The organism is Corynebacterium sp. 11A (assembly GCF_008930935.1).
Lineage (GTDB): Bacteria > Actinomycetota > Actinomycetes > Mycobacteriales > Mycobacteriaceae > Corynebacterium > Corynebacterium megadyptis.
The window spans coordinates 30,286-50,222 of the sequence record NZ_PQMR01000009.1; the positions used below are offsets into that span (position 1 = coordinate 30,286).

A 19,937-nucleotide genomic window follows, 5' to 3' on the forward strand; every position below is an offset into this window, starting at 1 on the left:
AGGTGTCCTCCTAGATTAAAAAGCCGGACCCGAAGGTCCGGCTGGAGCATTCTGCAACCGGAAACTAGCCGGCGCTTACTGAGGTTCAGTTCGTCATTGATATTAGCAGTGAGACTATTTATGAACCAGCGAATCGGCTGTGTATCCCCCATGTGGAGGATAGTGAGGTGATGCGTATCCGGTACGTAGCGAAGAGGACTACGTGTACTTCCGCGAAACGGGAGGTGAATCATGGTCCGGCCCTCTAGTTTCGCGTGATAAAAGAGGCGGAGGTGTATAAAGGTCGGACGCCGTTGGACACAAGAGAACAGTTCTTCCTCATCCTCGGCTGGGGTGCTGCTGATGTTTGTCCTGTTCTTCCGTGTACCCTGAGGCCTTGTCGGCATGAGCCAGTAGTGGCGGATAATGCGAACAGCGCCCCCGATGAAGCGGGGACGCTGCGTCGATAAGCGTGCTGCGATGAGCCGAACTAGCGGCGCATGATCTTCTTCGACAGCCAGTTGCCGAAGAACTGCGCAAGCTGCACGATCACGATGATCACTGCGGTGGCCACGAGGGTGACGGTCCAATCGAAGGAACGATAACCGTAGACGATGGCGAAATCGCCCAGGCCGCCGCCGCCGATGTAGCCGGCCATGGCAGACATATCCACCACCGCGATGAAGATAAAGGTGTAGCCCAGCACGAGGGGGCCCAAGGCCTCTGGGACGATCACCGAGGTGATGATCTTCCACGGTGAGGCGCCCATCGCTCGCGCCGCCTCGATCACGCCCGGATCGATGGCCACTAGATTCTGCTCCACGATGCGGGCGACGGCGAAGGTCGCGGCGATCGACATCACGAAGGTGGCGGCACCGGTGCCGATGGTCGAGCCGATGGCCACCTTGGTCAGCGGGCCGATGAAGGCGATGAGGATGATGAAGGGGATTGGGCGGATGAAGTTCACCAACACGTTGAGTACGGCGTAGACAAACGAGTTGCGCAGGATGCCGCTCGGGCGCGTGGTGTAGAGCAAAATACCCAGAACCAGCCCGAAGAAGCCGCCGGCCACCATCGTGATGCCCACCATGTAGAGGGTCTCGAAGATGGAGTCGATGAAGGTATCGCCGAGCCGATCCCAGTCAGCTGCGAGATAAGTGGTGTCCATTTAAGAAATCTCCTGAATCTCGGTGGTCTGCGTGAGGGAGCGGTAGAACTCGTCGATGGCGGCATTATCGCCGTTCAGACGGACGGTGACCTTGCCGAAGGAATTACCCTGCAGGGTGGTCACGCCGCCGTGCACAATATCGACGCTCACATCGGCCTCGCGGGCGTGGCCGGCCGCGGTGAAGAAGCCGGAGGTCTCGGTGAGGTTGACGGTAAATAGTCGTCCCGGTTTGCCGCGAAGATCATCCGACTCCACATTGTCCGGCTCATTGCGCAGGGTGGTGGCCACAAAGCGGCGGGCCACGGCGGTCTGCGGATTCGAGAACACCTCGAACACAGAGCCCTGCTCCACCACGCGGCCGTTTTCCATCACCACCACCTTGTCGGCGATCGAACGCACCACATCCATTTCGTGGGTAATTACCACGATGGTGATACCGAATTCCTTGTTCACCTTGCGCAGCAGCGCCAGCACATCCTGGGTGGTCTCGGGATCGAGAGCGGAGGTGGCCTCATCGGCCAGCAGCAAGGAGGGGTTAGTAGCCAAGGCGCGGGCGATGCCCACGCGCTGCTTCTGTCCGCCGGACAGCTGCTCGGGGTAGGAGCTGCCCTTATCGGAGAGGCCCACGAAGTCCAGCATTTCCTGGACCCGCTTTGTACGCTCGGCCTTGGAGATGCCGGCCAGCTCGAGGGGATAGGCGATATTGCCGGCTGCGGTGCGCGCGGAAAACAGGTTGAACTGCTGGAAGATCATGCCGATGTGGCGGCGCAGCTGGCGCACCTTCTTCTCCGGCATGCCCACGATATTGGTGCCGTCCAGCAGAATCTCGCCGGAGCTCGGCACATCGAGTCCATTGATCTGGCGCACCAAGGTGGACTTGCCCGCACCGGAGTAGCCGATCACGCCGAGGATCTCTCCGGGGGCGACGGTGAGATTGACGTTATCCAGGGCGGTCACCGTGCCGCGCTTCGTGGAGAAGGTCTTAGACACGTTGCGGAATTCAATAGCGGTGCCAGTAGTACCGGAAGGGATGGAGCCGGCGGCGGCCGCGTGTGGTTGTTGTGCCACGAGCGAAATGTTCCTTAAAACGTAGGTGAATGAAAACAAAGGCCCCCTAGGAAAAGGGGGCCGTGGTGCGGGGATTAGCCCTTGCGGATTTCGTCCTCGAGACGGTGCAGGATCTCCTGCAGCTCCTCGGCGGGGCGATCCACGGCGACGGAGGTGCCGGCGGTGTCCTCTTGATCGGCATCCACCACAGCCTGGGTGTGCCAGATTTCGGCGAGCTTCTTCAGCTGCTCATTGTCCTTATCCTCGGCGCGCACAACCACCACGTTGATGTAGGGCTCGGCGAGCTCAGAGTTAGGGTCATCGGCGAAGATGGAGGACTTCGGGTCGATGCCGGCGCGATCCAGGAAGGAGTTGTTGATGATGGCCGGCTTGCCCTCGCCCCAACCGGTGGGGGTCTGCGCGGCATCCACCGGCTGCACCTTAACCTTGGACTTATCCTTATCGATGTCGGCTGGGGTGGGGTTATTCACGTCATTCTTCAGGGTGATCAGATCCGCCTGCACCAGCACGTTGATAGCGCGGCCCTGGTTGGAGGGATCGTTCGGGATTACGATCTCTTGGCCCTCGATGCCGTCGAGGGAATCGTGGTCCTTCCAGTACAGTGCCAGCGGCACGATGTAGGTGGAGCCGATCGGCAAGAGGTCATCGCCAGAGCCCACATTGTGCTCGGCGAGGAACTTCAGGTGCTGGAAGCTATTGGCGTCGATCTCGCCCTCAGCCAGTGCCTTATTGGGGGTATTGAAATCGCTGAAGTTCACAACCTCGAGGTCGATGTCGTTCTCGTTGGCTGCGTCCTCCCACGCGGCGAACTGCTTCAGAGTGGAATCAGTAGAGCCGAGCTTGATGGTGGAGGAATCATCGCTGCCGCAGGCTACCAGCGCGGTAGCGGACAGGGCCACGGTGGCCAGGGCGGCGGTGGTGCGGGTAAATCGCTTCATGGGAACATCCTTAGAAAAAGTAGTAGAAAGAGCTGTCTATTTGACGCTGCTCTACGCTAGCACCTTCGTTTCAATCTGTACAGCTTGGTCTACGGGAGGTGTAATAATTGGCTAGAACAGGTGTGCGAAACATGCTAGCGTGGGGCGCATGGAATGGAATGGCTGCTTCTTGGGGGTGAATGCCCGCCCTTTGAGCTGGTCAAAGCTAGAAAGGCTGCTATCTGGCCGCTATGATGGGCACCTCCAGCCTGAGCCCGCTCAGTCTAGTCCTAACGCAGCGCATGTTCGACAATCGGACGGACGTATCGCGGACCTGCATTGCCGCTCGAGTTATAGCTTTTTACACGGCGCATCTGAGCCAGAAGAACTCGTCGCTCGCGCCGTGGAATTGGGCTACCGCGCCCTCGGTCTGTGTGATCGCGATGGCCTCTATGGTGTGGTGAAATTCGCCGAGGCCGCAGCGCACTATCAGCTGGACACGATCATCGGTGCCGAGCTCAGCGTCGGCGAACAGCTGGGGATTCCGGCTACCTTGTGTGTGCTCGCCAAGGACGTCGAAGGCTATCGCCGCCTCAGCCGCGTTATCTCCGCCGCAGCGATGGCCGCCGGAGAAAAAGACCACACGGTCTATCCCTCGCTGGCGGCGCTCGGTACCGCTGCCGGCGGTCGCTGGTATGTGCTTGTTGACGCCACCTGGGCCCCACAGCTCCCCGCCCTGATCGAGGCATTCGGGCGGGAGAATATCCGCCTCGAGTACCGGATTTCTCGCCGCCCCACGGACGCCGATGCGCACGCCGAGCTGGACCGGCTTCGCGCCCAGTACCAGCTGCGGGGGACCGTCTCCGCCGTGGCTACTGCCGCCACGATGGGGGCGCGACGGCTCGCCGCCGCGAAGGATGCCCTCGCTGCGCGCCGCAGCGTGGGCGATCACGCCGCGGAACTCGACCCGATGGGCGGGCGCTGGCTGCTGGGGGAGAAGGCGCTGGCCACCATGGTGCCGCACGCCAGCGAACTCATGGCAGAGAATCTGCGGCTAGCGGAGGAATGCGCCGTGCAGCTCACCCTCGTGGCCCCGAATCTGCCCAGCCACGGAGACAATGAGCTGGCGCAGCTGCGCCAGCTGGTCGCGGAGCGCGCTCCCCAGCGCTATTCGTCCCGGCCCACTGAGATCGCCCACCGCGCCCATGCGCAGATCGACTATGAGCTGGAGGTGATCGAGCAGCTCGGCTTCGCTGGGTATTTTCTCATCGTGTGCGGGATCGTGGATTTCTGCCGGCGGGAGAATATTCTCTGCCAAGGTCGCGGCTCGGCCGCCAACTCTGCGGTGGTCTTTGCCCTCGGCATCACGAATGTGGAGCCGATCAGTGCGCGACTCCTCTTTGAGCGCTTCCTCTCTCCCGAAAGAGAAGGGCCACCGGATATCGATATTGATATTGAATCTGGCCGCCGCGAGGAGGTGATCCAATACGTCTACGACACCTATGGCCGCGACTATGCCGCCATGGTGGCCAATGTGATCACCTATCGCCATAAGGGGGCGATACGCGATGCCGGCCGCGCCCTCGGCTTTGCTCAGGGCAGCTGTGATGCGTGGTCGCGGGGCATCGCCGACCCACCAGAGCAGGTGCGCCAGCTCGCGGCCAGCCTTGAAGGCCAGCCCCGACACCTTGGCATTCACTCCGGCGGTATGGTGCTGTGTGATCGCCCCATCGCGGATGTGGTGCCCGTGGAATGGGCGCGCATGGACAAACGCTCCGTGGTGCAGTGGGATAAGGATGACTGCGCCTCCGCGGGGCTGGTGAAATTTGACCTCTTGGGTTTAGGCATGCTCGAGGCCCTGCACCACATGATCGATCTCGTGGCAGAGCAGCATGGAATCACCGTGCACTTGTGGGAACTCGACCTCGCCGAGCCAGAGGTCTATGCCATGCTCGCCCGCGCCGATGCCGTGGGGGTGTTTCAGGTGGAATCCCGCGCCCAGCTCAATACCCTGCCGCGGCTGAAACCCCGCGAGTTCTTCGACCTCGTGGTGGAGGTCGCCCTGGTGCGCCCGGGCCCGATTCAGGGCGGCTCGGTGCACCCCTATATCCGTCGCCGCAACGGCCTCGAGCCCGTGGAGTTCGATCACCCCTGCTTGGAAAATGCGCTGGGTAAAACCCTCGGCGTGCCGCTCTTTCAGGAACAGCTCATGCAGATAGCGGTAGACGCCGCCGGTTTTAGCGGCGTAGAGGCCGATGCTTTAAGACGCGCCATGGGCTCCAAACGCTCACCGGAAAGAATGGAGACGCTGCGCGCGAAGTTCTATGCGGGCTGTAAAAGCACCCATAATATAGACGAGGACACCGCCCACCGGCTATGGCTGAAAATTATGGCCTTCGCCGCCTATGGTTTTCCCGAATCCCACTCCCAATCCTTCGCCTCCTTGGTGTACTTTTCGGCCTGGTTTAAATACCACTACCCAGCAGAGTTCTGCGTGGGTCTGCTGCGTGCCCAACCCATGGGCTTTTATTCGCCCCAATCCCTGATCCAAGACGCCCGTCGGCACGGGGTGCAGGTGGAGCCGGTCTCGGTGCTGGATTCGGATGTGCAACCACGGGTGGACAACGGGGCAATCCGGCTGGGGCTGTGCTCGGTATCAGGGCTGCGGCGGCAGGCTGCCGACAGGCTCGAGAAGATCCGACACAGCCTCTCGCCGGCATCGACGGTGGCTGATATCGCCCGCGTCGCCGAGCTGAACGTCCGAGATGTGGAAAGCCTCGGCCGCGCTGGGGCCTTCGCGGCGCTCGGGATTAGCCGCCGCCAAACCCAATGGGTGGCGGGCGTGGCTGCCAGTGAGCAACAGGGCATGCTGCCGGGGCTCTCGGCGATCACCGCGCCGCCGCTGCCAGGAATGAACACTTTTGAGCTCATGGTGGCCGATGTGGCCAGCACCGGGATCACCCCAGCCAACCAGCCGCTGGAGCTCATTCGCGCCGAGCTTGAGCGGCGCGGGGTGATACCCGCGGCGCAGTTGCTTGCGCAGGAGGATGGCCGCCGCATCCTCGTGGCCGGCATCATCACCCACCGCCAGCGTCCCCAGACCGCCAGCGGGGCAGTATTTTTTGGCATGGAGGACGAAACCGGTTTGATCAATGTGGTGGTCTCGCCTGGGTTGTGGGCGCGCTACCGCCGGCTCGCGCGCACCGCGACCGCGCTGCTCGTGCGCGGTATCGTGCGCACCGCCACCGGGGCGGCCACCGTGGAGGCCGATAAATTTGAACCCCTAGCCCTTGGGGAGATGCTGGATATCCGCTCCCGCGACTTTCGCTAAGCAGCGGGGCACGGTGCGCACTGTGCTAAAAGTGGGCCTATGGCTTCTCACACCGAACTCAACCAGCGCGACGCCGACGCCATGGGCGTGACGTTTCAGCCCGTCTCCCCAGCCTTGGTGAAGGCGCGGCTTATCGGCCGCATGCCCGTTCTGGTCCTTGCGACACTCGGCATGGCCATCGGCGCCTACTTCGTCTCTGGCGGATGGCAGATTGCGCTCATCGTCGGCGCGATCGCTATGGCTGGGCTCAGCGCGTTTATCGCCTGGCTCACCGTAGTTCAAGTGGCGCGAATCGGCTGGGCAGAAACCGAGGATGAGCTGCTGGTGCGCCGCGGCCGCCTGTTCTACAGCCTCACCGTGGTGCCCTATGGCCGCATCCAATTCGTCGATATCAATAACGGCCCCATCGAGCGTGCTCTTGGGCTGAAGAATATCGAGCTGCACACCGCGTCCTCTACCAGCGACTCCAGCATTCCGGGCCTGCCCGAGGATGTGGCCTCCGAGTTGCGCGTGCGCCTGAGTGAGAAGGCGAAGGAGAGGATGAGCGGCCTGTGAAAGAAGAACTGCACCCCGATGCCGCCGCACTGGACAACGGCGCGGCTGCGGTCACCGCAGACAACGCCGAATTCCAGCGCGTTCACCCGCTGACCCCGCTGATTCGTTTTTGGCGGGCGCTGCTGGCGCTGATCGTCGCCATCGGCATCAACCAGCGGGAGCTCCTCGGCGATATTGTTGATTTTCTGCGCGATCGTGACTCTTTTTCCTTCCTACCCATCGTGGTGGGTATCGGCGGCACCGTGCTTGTGCTCGGGCTGACGTGGGCGCTGTCCCGGATCTGGTGGAAGCGCAATGGCTATCGCCTCGGCAGCGATGAAGTGGTGGTGGAAAAAGGCGTGTTCAGCCGCCAATCCCGGTCCGCGCGCTGCGATAGGATTCAGGCCGTCGATGTGGCCGAGCCCCTTGTCGCCCGCATCTGCGGTCTTGCTGCCGTGCACATTGAAACTGCAGGCGGCGATGACTCGGTGCTGAAGATCGAATACCTGGATAAAAACACCGCCGAGCAGGTCAAAAACACTGTGCTGCGCCATAGCCGCGGAGAACAGGACGCAGCAGGGCCCGCTGCTACCGAGAGTGCCGCGGCTGAACAGCCAGCCGCCGAGAGCCCCGCGCCCGCAGCGACCGCGGCCGCCGCACCAGAGCTGCTGGCCGCTGTTCCTGTGCGTCAGGCCTTGCTCGCACTGGCCCTCCAGTGGTCCACCATCGTCATGGCGCTGGCGCTGATCCTAATCGTGCTCACCCCCGCCGGACTCGCCATCGTGCTGCCGATGCTTCTCGGTGGCTTACCCTCCGTGGTCAGCTTCGCTAATCGGGCGTGGGGCTTTCGTGCTGAACACAATGCCACCACCCATGAGCTGCTGCTGCGCTATGGGCTCACCGAGCGTCGCTCGCAAACCGTGCCGCTGCACCGTGTGCACGGGGTATCCATCACCCAGCCGCTATTGTGGCGGCGCATCGGCTGGTGGAAGGTGACGGTGTCGGTGGCCGGCTATGGCGATAGCAGCGATACCTCCACCACCACGACGGTGCTGCCGGTGGGGGACTATGCCACGGCCACCGCGTTACTCCTGCTGCTCAGCGAGGTCGACGCCGAGCACCTGCAGGGGCCGGCGCAGCCAGGGCAGGTGCACTCGCCGATGGTGCGTTCTCCCCACCAGGCGCGATGGTTGGGGCCGCTGCACTATCGCTACCGCGGGCTCAGCCTGGTGGAGGACTACGCCGTCATCCACACCGGGCGCTTTAGCCGCACCATGAGCGTAGTGGAGCTCGAGCACATTCAGGAGCTCACGCTCAGCGCCGGGCCGCTGCAGCAGCGCTTAGGGCTGGTGAGCGTCCGCCTCGACCTGGTGGAGGGGCCGGTACAGATGGAGCTGAAGCATATCGCCAGCGCCGATGGCTACGCCCTGCTTAATCGGCTCCGCCAGCGCCAGCTCCCTGCGCTGCACAGCCCGGATAGCCCAGCTGCCGCCACGCCTCATAGGCCGCCACAGCCGCCGCATTGGACAGATTCATCGATCTCCGCCCCGCCAGCATCGGAATCCGCACCTGAGCGGTGATGCGAGGATGGGAGAGCGCCGCCGCGCTCAGCCCCGTTGGCTCGGTGCCGAAGAGCAGCACATCGCCGGGCTGGTAGTGCACCTCCGAGTGGCTAAGAGTGCCGCTGGTGGTGAAGGCGAAGACCCGAGCATCGGGCAGCGAGTCGAGGCACGCAGCGAGCGAGGAGTGCACCTGCACCTGGGCGAGGTCGTGATAGTCAAGACCGGCCCGGCGCAGGTGCTTTTCGCTGAGATCGAAGCCGAGTGGCTCGCACAGGTGCAGGGTGGCGCCCGTGCCGGCGCACATGCGGATGGCGTTGCCGGTATTCGGGGGAATCACCGGGTTATCAAAGACTACATGGGCGTAGGGCAGGGCGGTGCTGGGGTTGGTAACGGGCGCGGTGTTCACGTGGCCCCATCCTACGCGGCGGGCGTCTGACATAATGGATCCATGACCGCGATGAAACTGGATGGAAAACTCTACCGCGACGAAATTTTCGTCGAGCTTGCGAAGAAAGTCGAAAGACTCAAGGAACAGGGCATCACTCCAGGGCTCGCGACGGTGCTGGTGGGCGAGGACCCCGCCAGTCAGTCCTATGTGCGCATGAAGCACAAGGACTGCGAGAAGATCGGCGTGAACTCGATCCGTAAGGACCTGCCGGAGGATGTCACCCAGGGCGAGCTGCTTGAGGTTATTGAGGAGCTCAATAATGACGACGCTTGCACCGGCTACATTGTGCAGCTGCCGCTGCCGAAGCACATCGACGAAAACGCAGTACTCGAGGCTATCGATCCCGCCAAGGATGCCGATGGCCTGCACCCTGTGAACCTGGGCAAGCTGGTGCTCAACGAGCCCGCCCCGCTGCCCTGCACCCCTAATGGCTGCATTCATCTGCTGCGCCGCTTCGATATTGAGCTCAACGGCGCCAAGGTTGTGGTGATCGGCCGTGGCGTAACAGTGGGTCGCCCCATTGGGCTCATGCTCACCCGCCGCTCGGAGAACTCCACCGTGACGCTGTGTCACACCGGCACCGCCGATCTGAAGGCGGAAACCCAGCAGGCCGATGTGATTATCGCCGGCGCGGGCGTGCCGCACATGCTCACCGCCGACATGGTGAAGCCGGGCGCGGCCGTGCTGGATGTGGGAGTCTCCCGCAAGGACGGCCAGCTGATGGGCGATGTGCACCCCGATGTGTGGGAGGTCGCCGGTGCTGTATCGCCGAACCCGGGCGGTGTGGGCCCACTGACCCGCGCCTTCCTCGTGCGCAATGTGGTGGAGCGGGCGGAGAAGCTCGCCGGTCTATCCCAGCGCGAGATCTAATACCGTATCCGTGGAACGCGTCGACCCCATCGCGGATCTCAGCGGCAACCCGCACGATCGGGCCCTGCCGCCCTCGTCGCTACCCCTCCGCCTGCAACGGGCGCTCATGGGCGTGTTCTTGGTGGGGCTGATTGTGGCCGCGGTGTTTCTCTTCAGCGATCACTGGCGCCGAGCCACCTTCGTCTTCGGTGCCAGTCTCGTGCTGCTATCCGTGATCCGCTACGTCTGTGATTCCCATGTATTGGGAGTGCTGGCGGTGCGCTCGCGGCGTTTCGACGTCGCCTTCACGGCCGTCGTGGGCGGGTTGATGATGTACGTCTCCGCCTCTATCGATGCCCTCGGCAGCTAGCTGCCGGCGAGGAAGCGGCGCACAATATTGTCCATTTGCCGTTCTTCCACGAGGAAGGCGTCATGGCCCACTGGTGAAGAAATATGGGCCATCCCGATGGGATGGGAGACGTTCCGCGCAATCAATTCCTGCTGGTAGTAAGGGTAGAGAATGTCGGTGTCTACCCCTGCCACCATGGTGGGGGCGGTGATCTGTGCCAAGGCAGGCACCAAGCCGCCGCGGTCGCGGCCGATATCGAAGCGATTGAGCGCTTCGGTGAGTACCACATAGGAGCCGGCGTCGAAGCGATCGACGAGCTTGCGGCCTTGGTGGTCGAGATAGCTTTCTACAGCGAAGCGCTGGGTGGGGTCGCGATAGGCGCCCAAGGGGTTCTCCCCGCGTTGGGCGGTGGTGCCGAAGCGCTCGTCGATCTCGAGCTCGCCACGGTAGGTGAGATGTGCCAGCTTGCGGGCGGTGGTGAGCCCCTGCTCGGGGCGGCGCCCCGTGCCGTAGTAATCTCCGCCCTGCCAGTCGGGATCATAGGTGATGGAGGCAATCTGGATCTGCTGCACGCCGATCTGCCAGGCGCTGGCCCGCGGCGAGACCGCCACCACCAAGCAGGCCTGCACCATCTCGGGGTAGAGCAGCGCCCATTCGAGGGTGCGGGCACCGCCCATGGACCCGCCGGCGACGGCTCGCAGGTGGGTAATGCCGAGATGATCGAGCAGGAGTTTTTCCGCGTGCACGAGATCCCGAATGGATAGCGCCGGAAAGCGCGAGCCCCACGGCACGCCGTCCGGGTCCGGGGAGGCGGGGCCGGTAGAGCCCTGACAGCCGCCGAGTGCATTGGTGCAGATGATGCAGTACTCGGTGGTGTCGAAGGCGCGGCCCGGCCCGATAATCCCGCCCCACCAGTCGGCCGCATTGGCATCGCCGGTGAGGGCGTGTTCGACGAGGATGATATTGGAGCCATCCGCGCGGGGCTCACCGAAGCGCATATACGCCACGGAGATGGGCAGGCTCACACCAGCCTCGGTGCGGAACTCGCCGAGCGGCACCGTGTGCAGCTGGCCGGGTGTGCCTAGGTTCATCCTTGGTGTCCTTTCCCTCTCCGGCGCGGGTGATCGCTGCGGTGGGTTAGCTGAGGGCGGCGAAGCCGCGCTCGAGATCAGCGATGATGTCCTCGAGCGCCTCGATGCCCACCGATAGGCGGATGGTGGACTGGCTGATACCGGCTCGGCGGAGACCGGCCTCATCCGATTGCGAGTGCGTTGTGGAGGCCGGGTGCACCACCAAGGAGCGTACATCGCCGATATTCGCCAGGTTGGAGTGCAGCTGCAGGGCGTCGATGAAGGCCCAAGCCTCATCGCGGCCGCCCTCGATATCGAAGGAGAGCACCGAGCCGGTGGTGGCCAGGCCCAGCTTCTGCGCGGTGGCGTGGAAGGGCGAGGACTCCAGGCCGGCGTAGTTCACCTTGGTCACCGCAGGCTGGGACTCCAGGAACTGGGCCACGGCCAAGGCATTGGAGTTGTGGCGCTCCACGCGCAGGCCAACGGTGTCCAGGCCTTGGGCGGTCACCCACGCATTGAAGGGGGAGGGGGCCGCACCGGTGTCGCGGAGCAGACCCACCCGAGCCTTGAGGCCATAGGCGGCGGGGCCTAGGTCCACATAGCGCAGGCCGTGATAGGCGGGGTCTGGGGTGACGAAATCGGGGTATTTGGGTTCACCGTTGTGTTCCACGGACCAATCGAAAGAGCCGCCGTCGACAAGCACACCGCCCAAACCGGAACCATTGCCGGTGTAGAACTTGGTCAGCGAGGCCACCACCACATCGGCGCCCAGCTCGAGCGGGCGGACCAAGGCTGCGGTGGCCACGGTGTTGTCCACGATCAGCGGCACCTTGTGCTCATGCGCCACCGCGGAGACGGCCGGAATGTCCAGCACATCCGCCTGCGGGTTGGCGAAGGTCTCGCCGAAGAAGGCCACCGTGTTGTCCTGTGCGGCGGCCGCCCAGGATGCGGGATCGTCCGGATCTTCGACGAAAGTGACGTCGATACCCAAGCGCGGCAGGGTGATCTGGAAGAGCGTCTCGGTGCCGCCATAGATACGCGGGGAGGAGACGATGTGGGAGCCGGCGCGGGCCAAGTTGAGGATCGCGGCGGTCTCAGCAGCCATGCCGGAGGCGAAGAGCACAGCGTGCACGCCGCCCTCGAGGGAGGCGAGGCGCTCTTCGACGGCGGCCACGGTGGGGTTGGTCAGGCGGGAATACACCGGACCAAGGTCGGAGAGATCGAAACGCGCGGCGGCATGGGCGGCGTCGTCGAATACATAGGACGAGGTGAAGTACAGCGGCAGATTGCGGGCGCCGGTATCGGAGTCCACCGGCTGGCCGGCGTGGATCGAGCGAGTAGCAAAGCCCCACTCGGCCGCGTTCTCATTGTTGTACTTAGGCATTGATGGTTCCTCTCATCATGGAAATTTATGGGACCACAACGCGGGACGGTTCGAGCCATCCGCCAGAGAACACAGTATGAGACAGCTTCGCCGCGAAGGAGGAACCATAGACCGCGGCGAGCGCTTGAAAAGAAATGACTTCCCAAGAGTCCTTAAGGGAAAGCGGAGAGCGTCGAATCCTCAGCGCCCCGCGTTGCGTTGTCAGCAACCCTAACGAACCGCTCGGTCTAGAGCAAGCATCGAGCGGCCGGCATGGTCGCGGTTAGGTGTCCTGAACTGCAGCGATGAGATAGACAGCTCGGTATGTGAGTTAGCTCATTTTGGGGGTGATCGGCGATATAAGAGGCCCCGCTCCAGCCATCGATCGGCCGCGCGGGGCGTCGTGGGCGAGTGGGGTTTTAGGAGGTGGCGGGGCTCAGCGGCAAGTAGACGCGCTCGCCGCGCTGGGTGAACTCATCCGACTTTTCCTGCATGCCGGCCTCGATGGCTTCAGCCGAGGTGAGGCCATGCTCCTGGGCATAGTCGCGCACGTCCTGGCTGATCTTCATCGAGCAGAACTTCGGGCCGCACATGGAGCAGAAGTGGGCGGTCTTGGCCGGTTCGGCCGGCAGGGTCTCATCGTGGAAGTCCAGCGCCGTATCGGGATCCAGGGCCAGGGCGAATTGATCGTGCCAACGGAACTCGAAACGGGCGGTGGACAAGGCATCATCGCGCTCCTGGGCACGGGGATGCCCCTTACCCAGATCCGCGGCGTGAGCGGCGATCTTATAGGTGATCACGCCCGTCTTCACATCATCGCGGTTGGGCAGGCCCAGATGCTCCTTCGGGGTGACGTAGCACAGCATCGCGGTGCCTGCCTGGCCGATGATCGCGGCGCCAATCGCGGAGGTGATGTGATCATAGCCAGGGGCGATATCGGTGGTCAGCGGGCCGAGGGTGTAGAAGGGGGCCTCATCGCACCAGTCCTCCTCCCAGGTGACATTTTCTGCCACCTTGTGCATGGGGATGTGGCCGGGGCCCTCGATCATTACCTGCACGCCATGATCGTGGGCGATGCGGGTGAGCTCGCCGAGAGTGCGCAGCTCGGCCAGCTGGGCCTCGTCATTGGCATCGGCGATCGAGCCCGGGCGCAGGCCATCGCCGAGGGAGAAGGTGACATCATAGGCGGCGAGAATCTCGCAGAGCTCCGCGAAGTTGGTGTACAGGAAGGACTCGCGGTGCTCCTTCAAACACCACGCTGCCATGATCGAACCGCCGCGGCTGACGATGCCGGTGACGCGCTCGGCGGCCAGCGGAATATAGCGCAGCAGCACCCCGGCGTGCACCGTCATATAATCCACGCCCTGCTCGCACTGCTCAATGATGGTGTCGCGGTAGATCTCCCAGGTGAGCTTGGTGGCATCACCCTTGACCTTCTCCAGGGCCTGGTAGATCGGCACAGTACCCACCGGCACGGGGGAGTTGCGCAGAATCCACTCGCGGGTTTCGTGAATATTGTCGCCGGTGGAGAGGTCCATGATGGTGTCTGCGCCCCAGCGGGTGGCCCACACCATCTTCTCCACCTCCTCCGCGATGGAGCTGGTGACCGCCGAATTACCGATATTCGCGTTCACCTTCACCGCGAATTTCTTGCCGATGATCATCGGCTCGATCTCGGGGTGCTTGTGATTGGCGCAAATCACCGCCCGGCCCGCGGCCACCTCCTCGCGCACCTCCTCCGGGGTGAAGCCCTCGCGGTGGGCGATGAAGGTCATCTCCGGGGTGATGATCCCGGCTCGGGCCCAAGCCAGCTGGGTGCGCACCAGTGTGGTGGGCTGCGCCTCCGACGCGGGGGCGGGGGCCGGGGTTTCCCACTGCGCGCGCAGCGGCTCGAGGCCCTTCTTCAGATCCAGCTGGGGGTTGTCCTCGGTGTAGATACCAGAGGTGTCATAGACCTCGAAATCTTGACCGGTGGTCAGCTCGATGGCGCGCGCCGGGATGCGCATGGTGGTGGTGGAGCCATCGGTGTTGGTGTGGGTGACCTCGCGGTAGGTCTTGTGGCTGCGGTAGATGGGGCCGGTGGTCAGCTCGCCCGGTTCGGGCGCGGCACTGCGGGCCTTCTTGGCGGCAGACAGACGGGTAGTCATAAAAAATCCTTCCTACGCTGGCATGATCCAGACAGGTTCATACGGTCGACCCATGCGCTGGGTCCTCTCAGCGCGCAGCATCAGCGCACTCCCGTGGGTATGAGGTTGTATTTATTTAAGGCTATAGCACGATGGCCGCTCTGTCCTCGCTTTGGGCAATGTCCCCCGCGCTGCCCCTGAGCAGGCGGGGGGACAGAGCACCTCAGCGCGTGGCTAGTAGCAGTCCCAGCTATAGCCGACGCGGGAGAAGTCGCGGGCCCGCAGATCCGCAGCGGAGATGAAAAACGCCCCCACGCCTGTCTCGCCCCACATCACTGGCCCCTCGCTATCGATTTGCAGTAGCAGCACATCGAGCTCATCCTCCGGGGTGCGCAGATCCGCCTGGGTGAAGAAGGGATAGCCGCCGATACGGTGTCCGCCGGTGGTGTGGCTGTCGCGGAGCTGATCCACGAGCTCGCCGATGCCGGCAGCATCAACCTCGATGCCCAGCTCCTCCTCCGCGTCCGCCACCGCATCCTCGAAGCGATGGTCCTCGGTGGAGATGGGCTGGCGGACGAGCTCGAAGTCCATCCCGACGCCCTCGCTGCGAGTAAAGGGGGTGTGGGCCGCGGCGGGCAGGGTATAGGCGCTGCTGTCGACGGTGGAATCAAAGGATTCGCGGTAGATCACCCGGTGGTTATTGCGCCGGATATTGTCGAAGTCGTGCATGCCCAGCAGGTCATCGCCACCGATGAAAAACTGCAGCAGGCCGGTGGCGGGCAGCAGATCATTGTCGGGAAGCTCGGCGAGGTTGAGCTGGGCCAGAAATACCAGCGGCGCGCCGTCTTGGCCCATCGGCGCCTCTTCGCCAGGGTCCAGATAGGGCTGGCCGCCCACGGTGCTTTCGCTCAGCGTCTGCGGAGTGCCGCGCAGCTGAATCTCGATAGAGGGGAGGGTGGAGCGTTCGGTGATATGCGCGAGGAGGCGCTTGGATTCACTGCTCATGGGGTCCTTTCCGCTAAAGCGCTCGCTCAATACTGTGGTGCGCCTCATGCTAGGGTGCCGTGGCATCGAGCGCTAGGGAACACGTGTACGAAGTCGAGGCGGAGGCGGAATACAATGGCCCTATGGCTCGAATAGCGATCATTGGGTGTGGCCCGCGGGGATTGGCGGTGCTGGAAAGGCTGACAGCTTTCGCCGAGGAGCGCGGCGTGCAGGATCTGTGCATCGAGGTGATCGAGGAGTACGCTCCCGGCTCCGGTGCGGTGTGGAATCCCGAGCAGTCGCCGCTCATGCTCATGAATACCGCCAGTGGGGAAGTCACGGCTTTCGTGGACGAGACCGTGGAGCTGAGCGGCCCGCTCTGCACGGGACCCACCCTCTATGAATGGGCCCATAGCGCCGCCGCGGAGCCGTGGCTGGCGCTCGCCGGCGAGTGGGCGCAGCAGGAAGCCGCACGGCTTGCGGCCGCGGATCCCGCCAGCCGGCCCCTCTATGGCCTGTATCTGCAGTGGCGTTTCTCCCAGCTCGACGGCGCGGGCGTGCGGGTGCATACGCGCCGGGCCCGCCGCGTCCACCGCTTCGGCGAGGGCTGGCAGATTGACTTCGCCGATGAGGCGGAATCGATTCGCGTGGACGCCTGCGTGCTCACGCTCGGCCATATCCCCGCCCTGCTGCCGCCGGATGTGCGCCAGCTCGACGAGGCGTTAGCGCAGCTCGGGATCACCAACACGCTGCACATCCACCCCGCTAATGCCGCCGATCACCTCGCGGAGCTCGAGACGCTAGAGCCCAGTGAAACGGTGCTGATTAAGGGCGTGGGGTTGTCCTTTTTTGACTATATGGCCGCCCTCACTGAAGGCCGCGGCGGCCGCTTCACCGCGGCGGGCTATGAGCCTTCGGGGCGGGAGCCGCACATTGTGGCCGGCTCCCCAAGTGGTCTGCCCTATCGCGGCAAGCGGAACCTGCTCCAGCAGTACACGCCGCAGGTGCTCACCCCGGAGGCGATTGCGGATCTCACCCCGCCGATCGATTTCATGCGCGATATCTGGCCGCTCATCACCGCCGAGGTGGAGGCCCACTATCCCGATGTGGATTGGCAAAAGATCATCGACCCCGCAGTGGACATGGGGCAGTGGCGGCAGTGGCTGCACACCTACCTCACCGAGGACGCCTCGTGGTTTGACCCGATTCGCGATACCTGGCCGGTGATCGAGCAGGCCGTGGGCGCAGGACGGCTCTCCGCGCACAGCTACTCGGCGCACTTTAAGGACTTCTTCACTGGGGTCAATAGCGCGAATCTCCAGGGGCCGCCGCAGTTCCGTCTCGCGCAGCTCGATGCGCTTATCGACGCCGGCATCGTCACCCTGCCCGGCCCCGGCTTTTATGTAGAACCCAGTGCCCCGGAGGGCTTTGTGGGCTATTCGCGGATGAACGCCACGCAGCGCTATCACAGCCGGGTGTGTATCGAGGCTCGCCAGCCCAACCCCGATGTGTCGGTGAGTGCCGATCCGCTCATGCAGCAGCTGCTGGCGGAGGACGTGGCCATGGAGATGGTGCTGGAAGATGCCTCTGGTACGGCCGCCACCGGAGCCCTAGCGATCTCGGAGGAGACGATGCGGGTGATCCACCCCGCCAATGGGCAGCCCTGGGCCAGCCTCTATGCCTTCGGCATCTCGGTGGCGGGGCTGCACTGGCCGGTGGCGGAAACCGCCCAAGCCCGCAGCAATCACGGGATTTTGCGCCGCGCCGATGCAATTGCCGCCGATATTGCCGCCCGCTTTATGGCCTAGCGCGGGCAGGCGCCCAGACACGGTACAAGCCCACCGCCGCGGAGGAGGATCTCTGCGGCGGTGGGCCTCTACGCTGTGCTTACTTCAGGGTGTCGAGGATCTCGTTGTAGCGAGCGACCGGACGCATCACAGCGTTGGCCTTCTCCTCATCGGGGGCGAAGTAGCCGCCCAGATCGACGGACTCGCCCTGGACGTCGATGAGAGCCTGGTGGATCTCCTCGGAGGCCTCCTGCAGGGCCTCGGCAACCGGCTTGAAGGTCGCGGCGATCTCCGCGTCATCGCTCTGCTGTGCCAGCTCGGTGGCCCAGAAGAGAGTCAGCCAGAAGTGGGAGCCACGGTTGTCGTTCTCATTGACCTTGCGGGAGGGGGACTTGCCCTCGTTCAGCAGGGTCTCGGTGGCCTTGTCCAAAGCGGAGGCCAGCACGCCGGCCTTGTCATTGCCATTGGACTGCTGCTCGTGGCGGAAGGACTCAGCCAGAGCCAGGAACTCGCCGAGGGAGTCCCAGCGCAGGTGGTTTTCTTCCACCAGCTGCTGCACGTGCTTCGGGGCGGAGCCGCCGGCACCGGTCTCGAAGAGGCCGCCGCCTGCCATGAGCGGCACCACAGAGAGCATCTTCGCGGAGGTACCCAGCTCGAGGATCGGGAAGAGGTCAGTGTTGTAGTCACGCAGCACGTTACCGGTCACGGAGATGGTGTCCTCGCCGCGACGGATGCGCTCCACCGAGTAGGTGGTGGCCTCGACCGGGGACATGATCTGGATATCCAGGCCCTCGGTGTCGTGATCGGCCAGGTACTTCTTCACCAGCTCGGTGAGGTTGCGGTCGTGGGCGCGCTCCGGGTCGAGCCAGAACACTGCCGGCATACCGGAGAGACGGGCGCGGGTCACGGCTAGCTTTACCCAGTCCTGGATCGGGGCGTCCTTGGCCTGGCAGGCGCGCCAGATATCGCCGGCCTCGACCTCGTGCTCCATGAGCACCTCGCCAGCGGAATTAACGACCTGCACGGTGCCGTCGGCCTCGATCTTGAAGGTCTTGTCATGGGAGCCATACTCCTCAGCCTTCTGTGCCATCAGGCCCACGTTCGGGACGGTGCCCATGGTGGTGGGATCGAAGGCGCCATTGGCCTTGCAGTCCTCGATCACGGCCTGGTACACGCCAGCGTAGGAGGAATCCGGGATGACGGCGAGGGCGTCCTGCTCCTCGTCGTTCTTGTTCCACATGTGGCCGGCGGTGCGGATCATGGCCGGCATGGAGGCATCGATAATCACATCGGAGGGCACGTGCAGATTGGTGATGCCCTTGTGGGAGTTCACCATGGCCACGTCCGGACCCTCGGCGAGAGCCTTCTCGAAGGCTGCCTTGATCTCCTCGCCACCCTCGACGGAGTCGAGGCCCTCCAGGATGGCGCCGAGGCCGTTTTCGCCGTTCAGGCCGTTGGCCAGCAGCACATCGCCGTGCTCGGCGAACACATCCTTGAAGAAGGCGCGCACCACGTGGCCGAAGATAATCGGGTCGGAGACCTTCATCATGGTGGCCTTGAGGTGAGCGGAGAAGAGCACGCCCTCGTCCTGGGCGCGCTGTACCTGCTCGGTGAGGAAGGCGTCCAGAGCCTTGGCGGACATGAAAGTGGCGTCCACCACCTCACCTTCCTGGACCTCCAGGTTGTCCTTGAGTACCTGCTCACCCTCGTCGGTGACGAGCTTGATAGTGAGGGAATCGGCGGCGGGCATAATCACGGACTTCTCGTTGTGGCGGAAGTCGCCGGAGTCCATGGTGGCCACGTTCGTCTTGGAGTCGGCCGACCATTCGCCCATGCGGTGCGGGTACTTCTTCACGAAGTTCTTCACGGCGATGGGGGCGCGACGATCGGAGTTACCCTCACGCAGTACCGGGTTCACCGCGGAGCCCTTGACGGCGTCGTAGCGGGCGCGGATGTCCTTTTCCTCATCGGTGGAGGGACTGTCTGGGTACTCCGGCAGGGCGAAGCCCTTGTCCTGCAGCTCCTTGATGGCGCGCAGCAGCTGCGGCAGGGAGGCGGAGATATTGGGAAGCTTGATGATGTTGGCTTCCGGGGTCTTGGCTAGTTCACCGAGCTCAGCGAGAGCGTCATTGACCTTCTGGTCCTCGCCGAGATAGTCGGGGAACTGGGCGAGGATGCGTCCGGCGAGGGAAATGTCGGAGGTCTCCACATCGATACCGGCGGTCGCTGCGAATGCCTCTACGGCGGGCTTGAGTGAGTAGGTGGCCAGCAGCGGGGCCTCGTCGGTGCGGGTGTAAATGATCTTAGCCATGCGTCTCCTACATATATGAGTTGAAGAAATAACAGTACAGCCGTCTACGATACCTGTTCTCTTTTTCCGTGGGGGTAAAAAGGCGTCCGGA

General features: G+C 63.6%; 14 protein-coding genes, 1 pseudogene and 1 riboswitch. Of the genes and pseudogenes, 6 read left to right on the forward strand and 9 right to left on the reverse strand.

Annotated elements, in window-relative coordinates; genetic code table 11:
- Window positions 1-469 precede the first annotated feature (469 nt).
- The 3 genes from GBB18_RS07680 to GBB18_RS07690 form a co-directional block, all read right to left on the reverse strand.
- Window positions 470-1,147 (reverse strand): methionine ABC transporter permease, encoded by a 678-nt coding sequence (locus GBB18_RS07680; protein ID WP_151641276.1) that lies wholly within the window; start codon window positions 1,145-1,147, stop codon window positions 470-472.
- Window positions 1,148-2,215 carry a methionine ABC transporter ATP-binding protein gene (locus tag GBB18_RS07685; protein ID WP_192795973.1) on the reverse strand — a complete coding sequence of 356 codons (1,068 nt, stop codon included), beginning with the start codon at window positions 2,213-2,215 and terminating at the stop codon, window positions 1,148-1,150. It lies immediately after the preceding gene.
- A 74-nt stretch (window positions 2,216-2,289) separates the two neighbouring features.
- Window positions 2,290-3,153 (reverse strand): MetQ/NlpA family ABC transporter substrate-binding protein, encoded by an 864-nt coding sequence (locus GBB18_RS07690; protein ID WP_151641277.1) that lies wholly within the window; start codon window positions 3,151-3,153, stop codon window positions 2,290-2,292.
- Between the two features lie 148 nt (window positions 3,154-3,301).
- On the opposite strand from GBB18_RS07690, the gene GBB18_RS07695 reads away from it, so the two are divergent.
- The 3 genes and pseudogenes from GBB18_RS07695 to GBB18_RS07705 form a co-directional block, all read left to right on the forward strand.
- Window positions 3,302-6,463 carry an error-prone DNA polymerase gene (locus GBB18_RS07695; protein WP_151641278.1) on the forward strand — a complete coding sequence of 1,054 codons (3,162 nt, stop codon included), beginning with the start codon at window positions 3,302-3,304 and terminating at the stop codon, window positions 6,461-6,463.
- Window positions 6,464-6,502: 39 nt separating this feature from the next.
- Complete coding sequence (locus GBB18_RS07700) at window positions 6,503-7,018, forward strand: PH domain-containing protein (RefSeq protein WP_151641279.1); 516 nt, start codon at window positions 6,503-6,505, stop codon at window positions 7,016-7,018.
- A 248-nt stretch (window positions 7,019-7,266) separates the two neighbouring features.
- Window positions 7,267-8,400: pseudogene (locus GBB18_RS07705) on the forward strand (PH domain-containing protein); the annotation flags it as partial.
- A 28-nt stretch (window positions 8,401-8,428) separates the two neighbouring features.
- Here the strand turns inward: GBB18_RS07705 and GBB18_RS10775 are convergent.
- Window positions 8,429-8,998, reverse strand: a complete 570-nt coding sequence (locus GBB18_RS10775; protein WP_151641281.1) for a tRNA (cytidine(34)-2'-O)-methyltransferase — start codon at window positions 8,996-8,998, stop codon at window positions 8,429-8,431.
- Between the two features lie 9 nt (window positions 8,999-9,007).
- Between GBB18_RS10775 and GBB18_RS07715 the strand changes: the two genes are divergently transcribed.
- Both GBB18_RS07715 and GBB18_RS07720 read left to right on the forward strand, forming a co-directional pair.
- Entirely contained in the window at window positions 9,008-9,877 is an 870-nt protein-coding gene (locus GBB18_RS07715) for a bifunctional methylenetetrahydrofolate dehydrogenase/methenyltetrahydrofolate cyclohydrolase (RefSeq protein WP_151641282.1), read from the forward strand.
- A 10-nt stretch (window positions 9,878-9,887) separates the two neighbouring features.
- The gene (locus tag GBB18_RS07720) at window positions 9,888-10,226 is read left to right on the forward strand and encodes a DUF3017 domain-containing protein (RefSeq protein WP_151550259.1); all 339 of its coding nucleotides are present in this window, start codon (window positions 9,888-9,890) and stop codon (window positions 10,224-10,226) included.
- On the opposite strand, the gene GBB18_RS07725 is transcribed toward GBB18_RS07720, so the two are convergent.
- The 4 genes from GBB18_RS07725 to GBB18_RS07740 all read right to left on the reverse strand — a co-directional run bounded on the left by GBB18_RS07725 (window position 10,223) and on the right by GBB18_RS07740 (window position 15,769).
- Window positions 10,223-11,296, reverse strand: a complete 1,074-nt coding sequence (locus tag GBB18_RS07725; RefSeq protein WP_151641283.1) for a homoserine O-acetyltransferase — start codon at window positions 11,294-11,296, stop codon at window positions 10,223-10,225. The genes GBB18_RS07720 and GBB18_RS07725 overlap by 4 nt on opposite strands.
- Window positions 11,297-11,342: 46 nt before the next feature.
- Complete coding sequence (locus tag GBB18_RS07730) at window positions 11,343-12,659, reverse strand: O-acetylhomoserine/O-acetylserine sulfhydrylase (protein ID WP_151550257.1); 1,317 nt, start codon at window positions 12,657-12,659, stop codon at window positions 11,343-11,345.
- A 398-nt stretch (window positions 12,660-13,057) separates the two neighbouring features.
- Complete coding sequence (thiC, locus tag GBB18_RS07735) at window positions 13,058-14,785, reverse strand: phosphomethylpyrimidine synthase ThiC (RefSeq protein ID WP_151641284.1); 1,728 nt, start codon at window positions 14,783-14,785, stop codon at window positions 13,058-13,060.
- Window positions 14,778-14,890, reverse strand: a riboswitch (TPP riboswitch). (Overlaps the previous gene by 8 nt.)
- Window positions 14,891-14,998: 108 nt before the next feature.
- A complete protein-coding gene (locus GBB18_RS07740) occupies window positions 14,999-15,769 on the reverse strand; it encodes a YwqG family protein (protein WP_192795975.1) in 771 nt (256 codons plus the stop codon).
- A gap of 122 nt (window positions 15,770-15,891) precedes the next feature.
- Here GBB18_RS07740 and GBB18_RS07745 point away from each other — a divergent pair, with 122 nt between their 5' ends.
- A complete protein-coding gene (locus GBB18_RS07745; RefSeq protein WP_151641286.1) occupies window positions 15,892-17,556 on the forward strand; it encodes an FAD/NAD(P)-binding protein in 1,665 nt (554 codons plus the stop codon).
- A 79-nt stretch (window positions 17,557-17,635) separates the two neighbouring features.
- Here the strand turns inward: GBB18_RS07745 and GBB18_RS07750 are convergent, their stop codons facing one another.
- On the reverse strand, window positions 17,636-19,846 hold the full coding sequence (locus tag GBB18_RS07750; RefSeq protein ID WP_151641287.1) for an NADP-dependent isocitrate dehydrogenase: 2,211 nt from the start codon (window positions 19,844-19,846) through the stop codon (window positions 17,636-17,638).
- Window positions 19,847-19,937: the final 91 nt, after the last annotated feature.